This window comes from Saprospira grandis str. Lewin (assembly GCF_000250635.1).
GTDB classification, from domain to species: domain Bacteria; phylum Bacteroidota; class Bacteroidia; order Chitinophagales; family Saprospiraceae; genus Saprospira; species Saprospira grandis.
Genome location: NC_016940.1, coordinates 4,186,878 through 4,205,501 on the forward strand (window position 1 = coordinate 4,186,878; position 18,624 = coordinate 4,205,501).

The following is an 18,624-nucleotide window of genomic DNA, read 5'->3' on the forward strand; positions in this document are numbered from 1 at the left end:
TAGAGATGTCAGAAAAGATAAAATTTGCCGTTGTGGGCCTTGGTTTTGTGGGCAAACGGCACTTGGCCATGATTCGGCAGCAGCAGGAGGCCGAAGCGGTTGCGCTTTGCGATATTCGGCCAAAGTCAGCGCTCAACTTGCCAGATTGGGCCGAAGAACTGCCCTTTTATAGTAGCTTAGAGGAGCTCTTGGCCCAAGAAAAATCGGTCCGAGTGCTTTGCATTTGTACGCCCAATGGCTGCCATGCCGAGCAGGGATTACTGGGCCTAGAAGCGGGCAAAGAAGTGGTAATTGAAAAGCCCATGGCCCTTACTAAAGTGGATTGTGAGGCCCTAATTTATAAATCCCTACAAATGTCTAAACAGATCTTTGTGGTGATGCAAAACCGCTATTCGCCCCCCGCCAAATGGCTCAAGCAACTGCTGTTGGAGCAGCGCCTGGGCAACATCCAATTGGTCCAAATCAACTGCTACTGGAACCGAGACGAGCGCTATTATCGCCCCGGCGGGCAGCCACACCCCTGGAAAGGCCAAGCCGCAGCCGATGGAGGCACTCTATTTACCCAGTTCTCTCATTTTGTCGATATGATGTACTGGCTTTTTGGCGACATCAAGAACATCTCGGCCCGCTTTGCCGATTTTCAGCATCAGGAAATGACCGATTTTGAGGATTCGGGCTTGGTCCAATTTGATTTTGTCAATGGAGGCATGGGCTGTATCAATTACTCCACCGCCGTCTATCAACAAAATATGGAAAGTAGCCTGACGGTTATCGGGGCCAAGGGCAGCCTGAAAATTGGCGGCCAATACATGAATGAGGTAGAATATTGCAAAATTGAAGATTATGAAATGCCCGAACTGCCCCCCGCCAATCCCCCAAATGATTATGGGCATTACAAAGGCTCTGCGGCCAATCATTCTTATGTGATAGAAAATGTGGTGGATGTGCTCAAGGGGCGAAAAAACATCAGCACCAACGCCCTAGAAGGACTGAAGGTGGTCGAGATTATAGAAAAGATTTATGCCTTAAAATAAAAAGAAACTTAATAATGAGAATTTGGGGCCCGCGGCCGCCTTGGCAAAGCCAAGGCGGCCGCCGCTATGCTGCGGGGCTCACAGGTCTGTTCGGCCCTGCAGGCAGGCGATGCCTGCCTTTGGTCTGGCCCTTCGGGCCACCCGCTCCGCAGCGCTGGGCCGCTCAGCTGTCTTTTTTTCTTTGGGCCATATTCTTCGGCCGCTGAACAAGGCCTTTGGACAAGCTACTTCTCTGCGATAACAACTGAACAAGACCTTGTATATCAACAGTTGAGGCCCTCGCAGAGTCTGTTTAAAATTTTGTGTTTCTCCTTTTTGCTGCCTAGGGACAAGCCCCTAGGCTAGCTTTTTCAGACAGCCCTCTAAAGAGGGCCTTTGGATGAGGTTCTTCTTTGAAATAACTACTTAGCAAGGCCGTGTATATCAGCCTTTGAGGCCCTTTAGGGCTGACTCCATTGGATTAGCCTAGGGGCTTGTCCCTAGGCGACTATTGGCCAAATCCTAACAAGCTAAAGGCCCAAATTTTATTCTAATACACAAAATTCTGAACAGTCCCCCCTCGCAGGATTAGCTAGTTATGTTTTTTACCAAACCAGTTAACTCCCAGACATAGCCAGTTATGTTTTTTACTAAGCCAGTTAACCTCCAGACATAGCCAGTTATGTTTTTTACTAAGCCAGTTAACCTCCAGACATAGCTAGTTATGTTTTTTACCAAACCAGTTAACTCCCAGACATAGCCAGTTATGTTTTTTACCAAACCAGTTAACTCCCAGACATAGCTAGTTATGTTTTTTACTAAGCCAGTTAACCTCCAGACATAGCCAGTTATGTTTTTTACTAAGCCAGTTAACCTCCAGACATAGCCAGTTATGTTTTTTACTAAACTAGTTAACTCCCAGACATAACTTTTAGCATTTTTGATTTTGTTACGTTTTTTAAGTTTTTAACAAAACCCTAACAAATTAGCTCAAAATGGGCCAAAAAAAGGCCGTTTTAGGGCCGAAGCCGAGCCCCCAAGCCTGAAAAACCCAAGAAGAGCGGCTGAGCTGCCGAAGCAGGGCCGCCGAAGGCGGCAGACCAAAGCGCTGAAAGCGCTGCAGGGCCGAGCAGACCTGCGAGCTGCGCAGTGGAGCGACCCGACCAAAGGGCGGGGCAGCCCCAAAACAAAAAAATAGCGAAACCAGTCCTTGACCAGCTTCGCTATTGGGCAGTATAAAACGCCTCTTTTATTTAATCCTCCTTCACTTTGAGTTGGCTATTTTGGGCCAAACTAAGCAATTGGCTGAGGAGCTCCTCGGGTAAATCTTGTAGGTTGAAGGACATAGACAATTGGGCCTCCTTCTCGCTGCTCTTGATGGCCTGCAATTGCTCCAATTTTGGAGACTGGATAGCGGCCTCTTCCAAAGCTTTGAGCTCTCGGACCGTTTCGCTGCGGACCGCCTGCACTTCTTCCTTCTTGTTCAATTCGTTTTTGTAGCGCAACAGCTGCAAAAGGGCCATTTCGGAAACCGTTTGGCGGCCAGCAATGGCAAAAAGCGCCTCTTCGAGATTATCCGCTTGGCTATTGAGGTAAATTTCCCCATCAATGAAAACGGCATCGCCTTGGCGGACAATCTTGACCATCTCCTCTTGGAAATAGACGGTATAAGGAATTGCGCCCTGCAATAAAAAGATACTTTGCTTAAACTCTTCCTTCCATTTGAGGTAGTGGGGGGCGGCCCATTCTTGGGCAGTTTCCTCCAGACTCTCACGGTCCAGCTCCTCCCGGCTATCGGCTTGGAAGAGCGGATAATACTTGAGGGTTTTATCGAATAAGCGTTTGTTGGTTTGGGCCAAAAGGCCGAGTAGTTTAGCGACAGGCAGCTCGTATTTTTCTACAAAGTCGCTGAGCTCGCTACTGGGCGTATAGCAATAGGTCCAGTCCTCTGTTTGCCCCAGTGCATACTGCAAAACAACTCCCTCTTCGCCCATCTCTGCAGATTGGATATAAGGCAAAGCCAAGCCCTTCATTTGCGATTCAGACAAGCTATTGTAGAGCTTGCGCAACCAGAAAATGCGTTCATCCTGAGAAGAAAAAAGCAGCTCTTTTTGGGCCAAAAAGTGGACCGTTTGCGGCAAGAGCGGCGCATGGCTATTTTGGACCTCATTGATCTGTTTTTGAGAAGTCGTTTCGCCCTGGCCTTCGGCCAAATAGCGGCGCAAATTCACCACTGCAGATTGTGGACCTTGTAGGCCCAGGGCCAGCATAAAGCTCAGGCGATTAAGCGGTAAATCCGCATCGGGCTCGGCATCATAGGGAATAGAGTCGGCATCCTCGCCCAAATACTCTTGTAAAAGCGGGGGCAATTGTTCCTCTTGCAGGGCATATTCTGGACTAAAGAGATAGGCAGAGAGGTCCATTTTTTCGCCCAGCTGTTGCTTTTGGCCAAAATAAATCTCTATAGACTGCTTTGGATCTCCTTGTTCGGCCCAAAGTGGATAAACGGCCTCTAGCAAGCGACGGAGCAAAGCGGCCTTGGGTTCGTTCTCTTGCAAAGCCCGTAGGGGCGCAGCAAAAAAGCGGTTGCGTTCCAGATAAGGCTGAAAAGCGATGTATTGGCCAGCGAACTCAAAAGCTTGGCGGCTACTACTCTCTGGATCCATCCGAAGGATTTCGGGCAAATCGGCATAGCGCTCTGGATGTAGGCAAGCTTGGGGGTGGATATAATCGGGGGCATTGAAATAGAAGGCCTCTAGACTTTCTAGGGGCAACCATTCTTCATTGGCCAATTGGACCCAAAAATTGCGGGCCAAAATGGGGCGTTCCTTCCGTTTGACCTGCAAGAGCACTACGGCTAGCTGTTGGGCATTTTGCAATTCCACTCTATCGCCTTTGAGCAAATCATAAAGCTGCTCTAAGGTCAGTTCCTCTAATTCAAAGCAGCGGCGGCGCAGGCTGTTGGGGGCCTCATAATCGACCAATTGCTCCATCAACTTATTGGTCAGGGCCTGCCATTTTTTATGCTTAGGCGAAATGGCCGCCACATCCAGTTGATATTTACCATCTCGCTCGATGCTGACGGTAGTTTGCGGGGCAAAAGAGATGCTGCTCAGCTTCATCAGGCCGCCTTCAATGGCCTCTACAAAGACCTTAGAACGGATTTTGGCATGTTCGGCATCTTTGTTTCTGAAAATCTGCAAAGCCTGATGCTCAAAACTGTCCTTATCATAAATGCGATCTTCTTTTAGGACAATCCGTTCGATCTTAGAAAAGACCTGTTCTTGCAAAGAGGCATTGCCAGATTCTACAATCATGGCAGAAAGCAGCTCTGGACTTGCATTTTTATGGCGAGAGAGTTCCTTGTATAATTTTGGACCGAGCAAAAGGCCTTCATAATCTAGGCCTTCTTTATATAGGCTATAGGGAAATAGCTTATAGCTTTCGCCAAAATTCTCCTTAATGACAGCCGCCATTTTCTGGGCCGACTTATCGAGATAGTAGGGGGTGTTTTTAGCTCTACGGCCCAGCTCATAAAGGCGACCTTCTCCGGCGGTCACATACATAAACTTAAAGAGGGGCGTTTTGGCCAAGCTCAAAAACTCTTGTAGGGCCAAAACGGCATCTTTGTCCAATTGCTGCGGCTCTAAATGTAGCAAACGGCCCAAAACAGCATCTCGAGTTTTTAGGGCCCTTTGGTTGAGGTAGGGCAATACCAACTTATTGGGACAGCGGTAAGGCGTTAAGCTTTCTAGGGCCTGGACCAAAGCGGGATAATCCTCTACCTGCTCCATGGCCTGATGATAGAAAATGCCTTCGCCAATAAAGCCCTCTTCTTTGGAGAGGAAGACATATTTTTCGCCAATCAGCGGCTTAACCGAATTGGCTAGTTCGCTATACTTGCTAATCATTTCATAGAACGCCTCTGGGGCATCCAAAACGGCTTCTTGCTCAATGAGCTCGCTCCAGTTTCTATGAATAATCTTATTAAAGAGGTCCTTTTCGGCAGAGAGGAGCAGGGCCAAATCCTCCATATATTCCTCTTCCTTAATTTGGTAGGGCAGCAAAAAGGGCTCAAACTGCTCTTCGCTGCTCAATAGCTCTTGCAAAGGTCGTCTTTGGCCCAATTGATTCTCAAACAAGCAAAGCTTTTTGAGCTCTAGGCTATGCAGGGCTGCATTGAGGATAGGGTAAACAGCTTGTTTTTCCTTGGGACTAAGCGGCTGGCTCTCGGCCTGCACCAAAATGGCCCGAGAGGCTTGTCGCCAATCTTTGTGGCTAGAGCTGGCCCGAATCTTAAAGGGCCCCTGATTGAGATAATCTAGAATAGCGGGATCGGGCAGTTCTAGGCCCATGAGTTTGCGCACAGCCGTGCGCAAAGCGGGATATAGCCTAGGGGCAACCGCTAAGAGGCTATTGTGATAAAAGACTTTTTCGGCGGGAAGGAAACCTTCTGTGGCAGACACAAAAACGAGTTTTTTCTCAGCCAAATCAGGCAGGGAGCTAGCTTGTTTGTATAGGGCAATACTTTGCTCATAAAGCGATTGCACCTGATCAATCTCCATTAAGCTCGGGTGCTCCGTCAATTGCTCCCAATAGGCCCAAATGATATTTTGGTAAAGCTCTGGCCCCTCTGCAGAACAATAATAATCGGCTAATTGGCTATTGTCTTCTAACTCCAAGACCTCGAAGCCCTCCAAATAGCTATTGGGCGCTTGGCCCAAAGGCAAAATAGCCGCCAAAGGCAATTGCTGTTGATAGTGGTTGGCAAAAAGGGGAATAGCCCGCAGGTCTTCTGCGTTAATTTGGCCCAAACTACTCAAGAAAGCAAATAGGCGGTTTTTCTGTGCTGCCGAAAGCGTAGAGACCGCAGCCCGCTCGGCAATCTTCTGAAAAAGCGCCTTGGGCTGGCTAAGATAATCCAGTTCATTTTGCAGCTGCTCCAAAATGGCCGCATAATCCTGAATATCAAAAGAGAGGACCGAGAAGCCCAGCGCCTTGATTTCTTCCTTATAAGGCAGGGTTTGGGCATTCATCAAAAAGATTTGCTCTTCCTCCTTGAGGTCCAAGATAGAGAGGTATTCCTCCCCGCCGCCTTGTTGGCTAAAGCGGAAGCAGTTGATATATTGGAATTGGGCCAAAAAGTCTTCATCAAAATCAATTTGGCGCAATTCGGCCACAAAGGCCGCATAATCCTCCTCATCTAGGCTTTCAATCCAGCTATTGATGAGGGCTGGCGTACCTTGCAATAGCAATTCTTTGAGGCCCCAGCTTTTGAGGTCCAATTTGGCCGAGTTGGCGGCTTCTCTTTGCAAATGCTCGTCTTCGGTCCAATAAAACCATTCTTTACCAATGCCCAATTGCATGGGATCAATGGGAAGGGCCGTCTTTTTAATGACGACTAGGTCCTTGGGGTAAAAGTTGCGCTTATTGGTGGGAATAGATTGCTGAATGTACTTGAGGTTCGGTCGATATAAATGCTGATTGAGCAATTCCGCATCATATTCCTCAGAAGGATCAGAAAGGAGCAGCGATTTATAAATGCTCAAGAAGTGCTCAAAATCTTTGTTTCTTTTGCTATTGAGGCTTTTCTGCAAGGCCTTAGCAATGTACTTAAAGGTCTCAATATTGGCCTCGCCTTGGTCATCTAGACGGGTACGGTCGGTAATTTTAGCAAAAGAGCTAGCATGAATGAGATAGGCCAAATTATGCCGCTCATTGCGCATAGGAAAAAACTGATAGAGGGAGGGACTCTGCTTCATCCGCTTAGCCTCTAGGGTATCATCTGGAAAACCTAGGGCGATTTCGATGGGACAAAAGGCAAATTCGGGATCAATTCGCTCAAAATCGGCTGTTTTGGGCAAAACGGTAAATTGTTCAAAGCGCAGACTTTGGCGCTCGATCACTTTGTCCTGCAAAACTACCTTATTTAGGGTTTTGAGGGTGTTCATGGCATAGCCAATGCCCGATTGGATATTGAGCAAAGACTCTTTGAGCTTCTCATGCTTTTTTGGTCCAAACTTTAGGAAGAAGAGCGAGCCCTGAGAAAGGTCCAAAGCCGATAGTTGCTCTTGGTTTCGTTGCAAAAAGGCCTGTAATTCCAGCAATTCCGCTTCCTTAAAGAGTGTTTGCGGCTGATAATTCAAATCTTTTACCTCTTCCTCTAGGCCAGTGGGAAAACAAGCCAAGATGATCTTGAGCAGCCAAGGCAAATCGGCTGTAGTTTCTGTGGTCCTTTGATAAGCTCCTTTTTGATAGGCCATCAGTTCCTCAAATTCGCTAGCATTTTGCCAACTAAAGAGGAGCGGTCCAGCCAAATCTTTTAATAGTTCCTCTGCGCCATCAGATTTGCCCATTAGGCGATAGGCTAACTTAAAGCCAATACCATAGCGGCCAATTTTGCCACAGTTTTCGGCCTTACTTTTATCGGCTTTGGTCCCTTGAAAAGAGTTGAGTAGGGCCTTGAGGTCCTTATCCGTAAACGCCCGTCCATTATTGAGCACCATAAAATACTGCTCATCATAAATGACGGCACAATCGCTCGCTTGGCTATCGGCTGCATTTTGCAAAAACTCATAAATGGCTTGTTCATCCTGTGCATTTTGGAGTTTGGGACTCAAATCGGCCTTAATATTATCCACAATTCCGTTGACCATTCGGTAAAAACCGAATTGCTGGCCCTCATGGACACTACCGATAAAATTTTCATCCCAGGCTTGCATATCATAGCCTTCGGCTTTGCGCCAATCTGTGCGAAAGGCTTGGACGTTTTTTCTGCGCATGCTTTGTTTTTTTGTGTGTTGGCAAGTTTAAGGTATTTTCTACTCTTCTTCAAGTGCTGCCCCCCTTGTTTTTTGACCATTTTATGACCTTTTTGGCCCTAATTAGCCTCATTCTAAATATCTGTATCCTATAGGGATCCCTAAAATTTGTTTTATCTTTGAGGCATTGGATTTGGGGCCTCCTGCCTTCGGCAGGCGCTACGTTTCGGGGCTCGCAGGTCTGCTCGGCCCTGCGCGGGCTTTGCCCGCTGGGTCTGCGGCTTCGCCGCCCCCCTGCACATCGCTAGGCCATGAACGAGCGCAGCGAGCTGCGCCCAGCAGGCCGCAAAGCGGCCGCAGGCTTAGGGATGGAAAGCAGTGGCGCGAAGCGCCAGACCGAGCCGCTGAAAGCGGCGAAGGGCCGAGCGAACAGCGAGCTGCGACACAGCCCGACCTGAGCGCAGCGAAGGGAAGCCCCAAAAAAATAGAACTAAACTCGCCTTCGGGCATAAAAATATAGTGAAATGAAAAACGAGCAACAAAAGATTCAGACGGCTTTGCAAGATTTGCAGGACCATATTTGTGCGGGCCTAGAGGCCATGGATGGCAAAGGGAAATTTGAGGAAGATTTGTGGGAGCGCCCCGGTGGTGGCGGTGGCCGCACTCGCCTAATTGGCGATGGAAATGTATTGGTTAAGGGCGGCGTGAATTTTTCTGCCGTAGAGGGCGAGGCGCCAGATGCTTTGCTCAAAACCTTGAAAATTGAGGCCAAAGGAGAGGAAAGTTTGCGCTTTTTTGCCTCTGGAGTCTCTATTGTTTTGCATCCGGAGAGTCCTTATGTGCCCATCACGCATATGAACGTTCGTTATTTTGAATTGAGCGATGGAACTTGGTGGTTTGGCGGAGGAATCGACTTGACGCCACATTATGTGTTTCCGGAATTGGCCCAGCAATTTCACCAGCGGATGAAAGCCGTTTGCGATGAGTTTCACCCTAGCTTTTACGAGCGTTTCAAGCCTTGGTGCGATGATTATTTCTATTTGCCTCATCGTGGTGAAATGCGAGGTATTGGCGGCATTTTCTTCGATCGTTTAGGTCCAGAAGAAGAGTTGTCTAAGGAAGAATTATTGGACTTTATCATTGCGGTGGGTAAAGCTTTTGTGCCCGCTTATGCAGAGCAGGTGGCCGCCACCAAAGAGATGTCTTATGGTCAAAAAGAGTTGGATTGGCAGGCGCTTCGCCGTGGCCGTTATGTAGAATTCAACTTGGTATTGGACCGTGGCACTAAGTTCGGTTTGCAAACCAATGGCCGCACCGAATCTATCTTGATGAGCATGCCGCCCACTGCGGGTTGGGCCTATGATCATCAGCCAGAGGCTGGCAGCGCAGAAGCGCAAACCTTGGGCTATTTGGTCAAGGGAATTGATTGGCTCGCTCCTTTGGAGGTCTAGGAGTTTGGAGAGGAGAAAACGCCCAGTTGAGTTGTCGGCTGGGCGTTTTTTTGTGCAAAAGTGAAAGTTTTTCTCTATAATCGTTATTGATTTTATCAACTACTGATTTTCAATACCTATACAAAATGGAAGAAACAAATAAACCAAAGAAGACCTATCTGCTGACTAGTTTTGCGAGAATGGAAGGAGTCGATCAGAGCAAAACCCTATTTAGAGAGTTTGAGTACACCCCAGAAAATAAGGAATTAGAGTATACTTTTCTAGAGTATGATAAGGAGGAGAAAACCCCTTTGCCTGTTTTAGGCCCTTTAAGCCAGATCAATGTTTTTATAGGACAAAACAACTCTCGAAAAAGTCGCTTGCTCCGCCAAATTGCTGCGGCTAAAGAAGATACGCTCTTTATTTTTGATTGGCATAGAAACCCTATGGAAGAAATTGGGGAGTTTTTGGAGCTTGCTCGGGAATTAGTTAAAGAGAATGGGTTCTTCTCGCCTTATGACCGAGTTCTTGAATTCAAAAACTATTTTAGAAATGGGCCAAAGAAAAACCTCTATACAGAGGAAGAGTTAGAGACCCTTTCAAAATATGAGATTAGTGTTGGGGCATTTGATGATATAATAAATATTAGCCAAGATGATTCACTTCATCAGTTATTGAACCATTTGAGATTTTTAGCTTACCTTATTTCCCTAGCACATAAAGTATTTAATACTTTTGAGGAAAGTTATACCACATATTATAATAGGCCAGCAATACAAAAACCATCATATTATTGGAATAACTTTCGTTTTTATGAACTACATTACAAACACTATTCTAAATACGCACGAGGATTCAACAATAGAAGCAAAGTGCCGCTCTTAGAAGTACCTCGGTATAAAGATTTTGAAAATTGGCTTACCAAAGCCAATTCCTTTATTGATTTCGCAAATCATTTGCTTAAGGTCATTTCAAATTCAGAACAAAAAAATAGGCTCTACATCCCCACGCTTCGGGGGGCGGGCACTCTCTACCAAAAGCAAAAGGACAAACTCACAAGCATAAGTCAGGATATTTACCGAGAGTCGGTCTATAAATATTACTACGGACTAGATAAAGACAGTATCTACACAGGCCAATCTTTATACAAGGATATCCGAAAAAGTAGGAATGGGCGTAAAAAGCAGCGAGATGCTTTTAGTGAATTTGAAAAATTCATACAAGAGCAGTTTTTCCCTAATCATGATGAGGTAGACATTGTCGCTCTGGAAGAGGAAGAAGGTGGAAATATCAACATTTATTTATCCAAAGATTCCGATCAGGGCAGAGAGCTACATGACTTAGGTGATGGTTTACAGGCTTTAATCTTGATGCTTTATCCCATTTTCATGGCAGAAAAAGGCAGTATTTTTCTGATAGAAGAACCTGAAATGCATTTGCATCCAGGGCTACTCTCCACCTTTATTCGGACCTTATTGAGAGAGGAAGAAATTAAAAAGAAGGAGTTGCGCTTCTTCTTCAGCACGCATTCCACTCATCTGCTAGACTTTGTCTATGAAGCTCCAGAAGATTTTAGTCTTTTCGCCTTAGAACAAAACCACCAATCAAAGGGAAGCAGCTATATTCGACAGATCAAAGAAAAGGACATAGCGCTACTCAATTTGATGGGCGTAAATAATAGCTCTTTATTCATCGCCAATTCGAGCATTTGGGTAGAAGGGCATACGGACCGCAAATATATTCAGGGCTTGCTCTATGCTTTTGAGCAATATTTGAAAGAAAAACTGGAACGTATTCCCTCTTTGCAGGAAGATTTACACTATTGCTTTTTTGAATTTGCGGGTTCGAATATCGGACATTATTTATTTGGAGAGGAGGAAGAAAATGAGCCCGAAAGTAAAATCACTGCTAACTTTTTGCAGAATAAAATCTGTTTAGTACATGACCAAGACCATTTAGGTCGGAAAGCAAAGAGCAAGGCTGAACAACATGAAAGACTGGACAAAGCAGAAAATGAAGCATTCGCTTATTCTTGTACAGATGGCGTTGAAATGGAAAATATTTTATCAGTTAAAACTTGGGAGTATTTAATTGACCATGTTATCCTTAGGAAAAAGGAAAACTTTTCTTTTGGGGAAGCTATCCAATATGAGAGTTATAAGAATGAAAAAATTGCTGACTTTCTCAACGAGCAACTGAGCGATAAAGAGTGTTACGCTTTCTTAGCTGAGAAAGAAATAAAATCTGAAGGAAAAGGAAAACTCGCTGATGCCTTTCTAAAAGCAGTATTAAATGGCGACTTAAAATGGGCAGAGATTGCATCGCCAGGGACAAAAGCCATGCTCAAGGAAGTCTATTTATTTATTGCTGAGCATAATCCCAACTTATTTTCGACTGAGACAATTGATGAAATCAAAGAACTATTAGCCTAATTAAGCTTCGCTCCCCAAAAGCCCGAACTAAACTTTAGTTCGGGCTTTTTTTTGTCCCCCTCTCCCCCACTACCAAACAATATTCTCCCACCCATCTAGCATAACGCTACCCGCCTTATACGACGCCCATTTTTGATTTTAAAATTTCGTTTACATCATTTTCCTTGAGAGACGTCAGAAAAAGTTGAGGGACTAATAATAATTTAAGGGGAAATAGCCTAAATCCTTCTCTACAAATTGTTTAGGGATTCGGTTTTGGGTGGACCGAAGATGCAAATGCGGATTGTTTTGGCTAAAAAGGCTGAAACTTAATGTTTATCGATATTTCAGCGGCTAAGTCCTTAGTTGTCTGATCGATAAGTCAGTAAAACAAAGCCTTTTTGGCTAAGGCTGTTTCTATTGCTTTTCTGGTCCAAATAGATCAGAAAAAGTTGAGGGACTAATGGTTTAAACTTATTTTGCTCATCCTAGCTAAGCATCTTCTCTACAATAAGTATTTAATGTAGATCTACTTTTGAGGCCCTTTAGGGCTGACTGCATTTAGATTAGCCTAGGGGCTTGTCCCTAGGCGATTCTTAGTCAAATCCTAATTTTTTAGCCTAAACTCAGGAGGCAAACTTCTCCTCATTGGCCTAAGCGATCTGACAGCCTAAAATTGTCCCCATACATCCAGAAAAAGTTGAGGGACTAATATTTTTATTTACCCTTTGCCGCCTAGCGCTGCGGAGGACCTTTTTTCGGTAGGTTAAAACCCACCGCAACAATGCTATCGCTTCGCGATAATTTATGAAATGAGGGTTGAAACCCTCATGAATTTAAACATAGCGGCGGCCGAGCTAGGCAAAGCCTAGCCGGCCGTGGGCCCCAAATCCTTCTATTACAAAAGAAAAGAGCGCCAGTTATTCTTTGGCAGAAAAAGTTGAGGGACTAAAAACTATTAAAGTAATCCAAATATTAACTTCTATAGATATGACTATTCTATTTAATAACTATTATAGCGGCCTAAATAGTTAAAGATGGATACGGTACACATTATTTTTTCTGGGGCGCTCTTATTGTTGCTTAGTGTTTTGGCTGGGAAAACCTCTTTTCGCTTAGGGTTACCCACCTTAATTTTATTCTTATTGGTGGGTATGTTAGCGGGTTCTGAGGGATTTGGCGGCATTTACTTTGATGATTCTCAGTTGGCTCAATTTATAGGCATCATTGCCTTAAACATCATTTTATTTTCGGGGGGCTTAGATACTCGCTGGGGAGCTGTTCGCTTGGTTTTGGGCAAAGGATTGACCTTGGCGACCTTGGGCGTTTTTATTACGGCGGCGGCTGTGGGAATTTTTGCTCATTACTTTTTTGATTGGAGTTGGTTAGACGCTTTTTTATTGGGCGCTATTGTATCCTCAACTGATGCTGCGGCTGTTTTTTCTATTTTGGGTTCGACCAATATTCACTTAAAGCATGGGATTCGGCCTATTTTGGAGTTAGAAAGCGGGAGTAATGACCCTATGGCTTATTTTCTGACCAGTTTGCTTGCTGGAGCGGTATTAAAAGGTGATATGAATTTGGCTCCAGCCCTTCTACAACTAATTCTGCAATTAGTTGTAGGTGTTTCTATTGGCTACCTTATGGGCAGGTTGAGCAAATGGTTAATTAACAATATTCGCTTAGATTTTAAGGGCTTGTATCCCGTTTTGGCCCTTTCGCTTAGTTTTTTGGCCTATGCTAGCAGCGAGCTCTTGTCTGGTAATGGCTTTCTAGCGGTTTATGTGTCTGCTGTTTTCTTGGCCAACAGTCAATTGACTCAGAAGCTGAGTATTCGACAATTTTTTGATGGTTTTGCCTGGTTGATGCAAATCATTCTCTTCTTGAGTTTGGGCCTTTTGGTTTTTCCTTCTCAACTCTTGGCCGTTTGGCCCATGGGCTTAGCCCTTGCCTTTTTCCTGATGTTCATTGCTCGACCAATTAGTGTTTTTATTGGCTTATCTTGGACCAAACTCGATTTTAAATCTAAATTGTTTATTTCTTGGGTAGGGCTTCGTGGGGCGGCTCCTATTGTTTTTGCCACCATTCCGATGGTCATGGGCATTCAGTCCTCTAATCTCATTTTTAATTTGGTCTTTTTTCTCACCTTAGTTTCTATTGCTCTGCAGGGCATGAGCATTCCCTTTTTTGCCCGTTTATTAGGTTTAGTAGACCTCAAAGTGTCTGCTTTAACTCAAGCTCGTTCTTTGGCACTAGAGGAAGAAAGTAAGGTAGAAACTGCAGAGGTCTACATTTCTGCAGAAAGTCCTTTAATTGATCAAAAGTTGGCCGATATTCACTTTCCTGCCGATTGTATGGTGGTCCTAATTATCCGAAAACAGCAGTATTTGGTCCCTACCGCTCATACCAAAATAGAAGCTGGCGACACTTTGCAATTACTAGCTAGCAAAGCCGAAGATCTAGCCAGTTTGCAAATGGAGCTGGGCTAAGACGATCTCAACAGCCCCTCTACCCTAGCAAAATTCTATTGAGATTTCTTTTTGTTAACTCCAGAAAAAGTTGAAGGACTAAAAAATGTAATCATTAAGTAAAAGCGGCATCGCCATCGCCATCCTGAATAGGAAAAGGCTGATCGCCTAGGGTTTTGGCCAAGGGATGCGTGATAATATAATGTCTTGCTTGGGGGCGGCTGCCCAAAAAGGGCCATTTCTTGGCCTGCAGGGCCTCTACAAGTTGTTCTTGATAAGTAGTTAGATAAATGACTCGTTTTTGGCGCATCCAAAATAGTAGCGCGCGAATGAGCTCGCTGGCATCGGCCTGGGGCATAAAGACATAAGGTAGGCGCAAATGACCGTCTCGCAACAAATACAAAACGGCTGCTTTTAGCGTTTGACCCTCATAAAAATAGAGATAGCCATTGTCCAGACTTTTGGCTTTGCTAGAAAAATAATAGCGTTTGGCCGCTTCATCTTCTGGACCTTCTTGTAGCCAGGGATAATTTAATATCCAGTCAAAATCTTTTGGTCCCCGAAGAAAGCCCTCTTTTTGCTCGCTCAGTAGCTTATTCGCTTCGGGCCGCCAATTTTTGTCTGATTCGCAGCGGTATTTTCCTTTGGCCAAAAAGAGCATGCGCATATTTTGGGGACCAAAAGACAGCTGTTCCAACAAATTGAAGATCGGCAAATAGGGTCGCCATTTTTTGGGGTCTTTTTTGGGCAGCACCTTGGCTAGGGGGCTATACAAATAAAGACGGAGGCCCTTGGGTTGGGCCAAATCTTGGAAATAACCACTTTTGTCGTAGAGTCCTTTGGCGGCGGGAGTAAACTCCGTAATCATCAGGCGGCCCGACCAAGCCATATACATCTGTTCCAAAAGTGATTTAGCCAAGCCTCTTCCCCGCATATTGGGATCAATCCAGAGGCAAGACAACCAAGCAAAGCGCTCCTCTCCTACTTTTCCCTGCAAACGGTTGGGCAAGGCGCCCAAATAACCGACCAAAAGCCCATCTTCCTCAGCCAAAAGGAGCAAAACGTCCTCGGCTTCAGCTTGGGGATTGGCGGCATGAGAAGCGCCACGAATTTGGCTAATCGCAATAGGCCCAGCCCCGGCAAAACTGGGGTCATGGGCCAAAAAGTCAGTCATTTCTCGCTGTCGGATAGCACGATAAACAATCATCTTAAGAATTTTGAGCGCAGTATTCTGCCTGTAGTTCGGCCGCATCTTCATCGCCAGCCTCGGCTGCTTTTTGCAGATAATCGCAAGCCTCGGCATTTTCGCCCATATTGAGTGCCATGACAGCGGCTAGATAATAGAAGTCGCGTTGGGTGGGATCTAATTCTAGGGCTTTTCGGCAGCCGTCCAAAGCTAGGGCATCTTCTCCAAGTTCGCTAAGAATAAGGGCGTAAGTGTAATAGTAATTTGCATTTTTATCATCCATACGCAGGGCCAACTCTGCCTCTTTTCGGGCTCTTTTCATATTGCCCAAACTATAGTAAATATTGGCCAGCTTATCTCTAAAGTCCGGCCGCTGAGGTTGCAAACGCAAAAAGGCCTGATAATCATCTAGGGCGCCCAAGGTATCGCCTTGTTGCAAATGAATATCGCCTAAAAGTGAGTGCAGGCTTTCATTTTCGGGACTAATTTCCACGGCTTTTCGCAAAGCGGGCAAAGCCAAATCAAACTGTTCTTCTTCGGCATAAATGACGGCTTGTGCATGATAGTATTTGGCCTGACTTTCATCCAACTTAATCGCTTGGGCATAATCGGCTAGGGCCTCCTTATAGCGGTCCATATCATAGAGCAAGCGCCCTCTTTCATAATAAAATTCGGCTTCTTCCGGAATAGCTTCGATGGCTGCTGTATATAGTACATAGGCCGTATCAAACTTCCCGTGGTTGTGTTTTTCTTGGGCCAGATAGAAGTACTCTAGGCTAGAAAAGCTAGGATTATCCGCAGAAGGGAGATCCAAATTGCAGGCGGCAAGGCCAAAAAGCAAAAGTAAAAGGCTAAGAAATCGCATAAGACTAAATTTAGGGTTCGTAACGCTCTACCGCCTTTTTGAGGCGATGGTATAATAAAGTTTGTAAAGAAGCTGGCGATAAGACCTTATATTTTTCGGCCGCCATCAGCAGTTGTTGTTGCAGTTCATAATTGGGGCGCAGCTCTAGGCTAATCACAATACTGCCATCCTCTCTACGCTCAAGCAATTTTTGAGAAGAATGAATGGGTTTACTTTCGGTATAGGGGGCTTGTTCGGCCGCCACCCAAATTTTTATCTCTTCTTTTTGCTGCTCCCAATCCTTAGACACCCCAATGATGTCCTTAAAGAAATCATTTTCCCAGTCAATTTCCACTTTTTTATAAGCCAAAAGGCTATCCTCTAACTTTTGGATGCGGTCTAGAGCCAAATTGCGATAGTCAAAATCTCGGTCTTCATCTCGCCCAAAAACAAACCAGCGCTTATTGTATTGTTTGAGGACCTGTGGATGAAAATTGAACTCCTCTTTTCCCGATTCTTCCCGAAAACTTTGGTAGGCAATACGCAAACACTGCTCTTCTTTTATCGCTGTAAACAAAGGGCGCAAATGCTCTAGGCCCTGATAGTCTTTATTTTCATCAAAAAAGATGATTGAGGCTTGTTCGGGGCGAGCAAAGCCCAGTTTCTGCTTAATCTTGGGCAAGAGCTCTGTCAACCAATCAAAGCTCTGAAAGCTCTCTAGGCGCTCCAAAATATTCAGGGCATCTTCTAATTGTGCATTTTCTTTGGGCCCCAAAGGCGTTTTATGAATCGAGAAATCTATGGGATCATAGCGCATATAAACCTTATGCCCCTCTCGTAGGCGCTTAATTGGCGCCCGATAGCCCAACTCACTTTCCATGTACTTAATGTCATTATAAATCTGACTTCGCCCCACCTTACAGCCCTCATCGGCCAAGGCATCATTAACCGCAGCAATAAGGTCTTGTATAAAATACTTTCGGTAGGGGTTTCCAAAACAATTATTCAACACTTGATAGCGCAATAAAGCATTTTTGTTTGTGGGCATGGCAATTTTTTTTGATTTCTGTCCAAAATAAGAAATTGTTTCCAGATAGGATGGACAGCCCCGCCTTTCTTTTGCCCCCGGCGCCTTTTTCAGGGCCCCACGGCCTCCCCTAACAGGCTTTTCCCAAACCTAAACAAGGGTTCAAGTTATTAGTTCTTGGCCCTTTTTTTTATTGTTCGATTTTTATTTTTTGGGGCCTGCCGCCAAAGGCGGCCGGGCCCTTTCAGGGCTCGCAGGTCTGCTCGGCCCTGCGCCAGCAAGCTGGCTAGGTCTGCCGCTGCGCGGCACCCTTTCAGGCCCCTAGGCCAAGTCGCTTCGCTCCTTTGCGGCGGCTTCGCCGCCTGTAGGATGGATATATATAACCTACAGCCATACAACAACCCCTTTCTGCATCTATAGTGCGGAGAGGATTAAAATCCTCTACCGCTTTGAACAAGGGTTATTTTTTCTTCGGTTGTTTGATTTTGTTTTGTCTCCCCCATAAATTTCATAGGAACCCTAGGGCCAAGGCCCTAGGCTATCGAAAAAATTGCCATCCCCTCATTCGAGGGGATTTTTCTTTGCGGTTGTGGTTGGGCGGTTGTTGTTTTTCTTGGAGCGAACCTTTTCCATTTTATAGCAAACAAGGGCTTTAGCCCGCCAGTTTGCATAGCCCCACAACCATGGGCTTCAGCCCATGGAACCAAAACCAACTAGTTCTTAAAAGGCTTATTCTCTCTCCCCTCCCTTCCAAGCTCACAAGAAAAAGTTGAGGGACTAATATTAAAATCTTGTGTATGCCCTTTCCTGCGCCTAGGGGCTTGTCCCTAGGCGATGAATAGCAGGCGGCGAAGCCGCCATGGCCGAAGGCCAAACGGCCACAACAAGCCCTTTAGGGCGCAGTTCGACGACCAACGGGAGTAACCGATGTGCAGGGGTGGCCAAAGGCCAGACCCAGTGGGCGAAGCCCGCGCAGGGCCGAGCGAGCAGCGAGCCCCGAAACGTAGCGCCCGCCGAAGGCGGGAGGCCCCAACGGCAAATCAATACAGATGAGACAACTGGCGTGAAAAGATGGGGTCTGCTACTATTACGGATGAACAGCTATCTACCTTAGAAAGGTAAAATTCCCAGACTGTTCATCTAAATAAACAATCTCTTTAGGATTTATACCTATTAGTTCTCCAACAGCATGAATCAAGACATAGATGATCATCATTGGTGTTGTATCTATGGGAAAAGCAGTAATAGAAGAAATATTAACTTTTAAATACTTATTAGCAACAAATGAATAATGATACTCAATTAAACTTGCTCCTAATTTTAGATACTGCTGCCATTCTAAACCAATACTAGTATCAAACGAAATATCTATTTGACACTTAGAATTAACACGTTCTTCCAGTAACTTGCATTGAATTTCTGCAATGTAGCCTCTACCGTTTATTATTTTCTTTAGTCTATATTCTGATTCATTCATTCTGTTT

The 18,624-nt window shown here is 45.3% G+C and carries 9 protein-coding genes; 4 read left to right on the forward strand and 5 right to left on the reverse strand.

Going from position 1 to position 18,624, the window contains the following annotated elements; translation table 11 throughout:
- The first annotated feature begins 5 nt into the window (after nt 1-5).
- Entirely contained in the window at nt 6-1,034 is a 1,029-nt protein-coding gene (locus SGRA_RS18515; protein WP_015694361.1) for a Gfo/Idh/MocA family protein, read from the forward strand.
- 1,232 nt (nt 1,035-2,266) lie between these two features.
- Here the strand turns inward: SGRA_RS18515 and SGRA_RS18525 are convergent.
- Nucleotides 2,267-7,795, reverse strand: a complete 5,529-nt coding sequence (locus tag SGRA_RS18525; RefSeq protein WP_015694363.1) for a sacsin N-terminal ATP-binding-like domain-containing protein — start codon at nt 7,793-7,795, stop codon at nt 2,267-2,269.
- A 503-nt stretch (nt 7,796-8,298) separates the two neighbouring features.
- Between SGRA_RS18525 and hemF the strand changes: the two genes are divergently transcribed.
- From hemF to SGRA_RS18545, 3 genes are all read left to right on the forward strand, one after another.
- The gene (gene hemF, locus SGRA_RS18535; protein ID WP_015694365.1) at nt 8,299-9,225 is read left to right on the forward strand and encodes an oxygen-dependent coproporphyrinogen oxidase; all 927 of its coding nucleotides are present in this window, start codon (nt 8,299-8,301) and stop codon (nt 9,223-9,225) included.
- 179 nt (nt 9,226-9,404) lie between these two features.
- On the forward strand, nt 9,405-11,636 hold the full coding sequence (locus SGRA_RS18540; RefSeq protein WP_041329778.1) for an AAA family ATPase: 2,232 nt from the start codon (nt 9,405-9,407) through the stop codon (nt 11,634-11,636).
- A 1,016-nt stretch (nt 11,637-12,652) separates the two neighbouring features.
- The gene (locus SGRA_RS18545; protein ID WP_015694367.1) at nt 12,653-14,104 is read left to right on the forward strand and encodes a potassium/proton antiporter; all 1,452 of its coding nucleotides are present in this window, start codon (nt 12,653-12,655) and stop codon (nt 14,102-14,104) included.
- 94 nt (nt 14,105-14,198) lie between these two features.
- Here SGRA_RS18545 and SGRA_RS18550 read toward each other — a convergent pair whose 3' ends face one another.
- The 4 genes from SGRA_RS18550 to SGRA_RS18575 form a co-directional block, all read right to left on the reverse strand.
- Nucleotides 14,199-15,290: a GNAT family N-acetyltransferase gene (locus tag SGRA_RS18550; RefSeq protein ID WP_015694368.1), complete on the reverse strand. Its 1,092-nt coding sequence runs from the start codon at nt 15,288-15,290 to the stop codon at nt 14,199-14,201.
- 1 nt (nt 15,291) lies between these two features.
- Nucleotides 15,292-16,134, reverse strand: coding sequence for a tetratricopeptide repeat protein (locus tag SGRA_RS18555; protein ID WP_015694369.1), 843 nt, complete (start codon nt 16,132-16,134; stop codon nt 15,292-15,294).
- A 10-nt stretch (nt 16,135-16,144) separates the two neighbouring features.
- Complete coding sequence (locus SGRA_RS18560) at nt 16,145-17,161, reverse strand: helix-turn-helix transcriptional regulator (RefSeq protein ID WP_015694370.1); 1,017 nt, start codon at nt 17,159-17,161, stop codon at nt 16,145-16,147.
- A gap of 1,084 nt (nt 17,162-18,245) precedes the next feature.
- Complete coding sequence (locus SGRA_RS18575; RefSeq protein ID WP_015694372.1) at nt 18,246-18,617, reverse strand: hypothetical protein; 372 nt, start codon at nt 18,615-18,617, stop codon at nt 18,246-18,248.
- Nucleotides 18,618-18,624 lie beyond the last annotated feature (7 nt).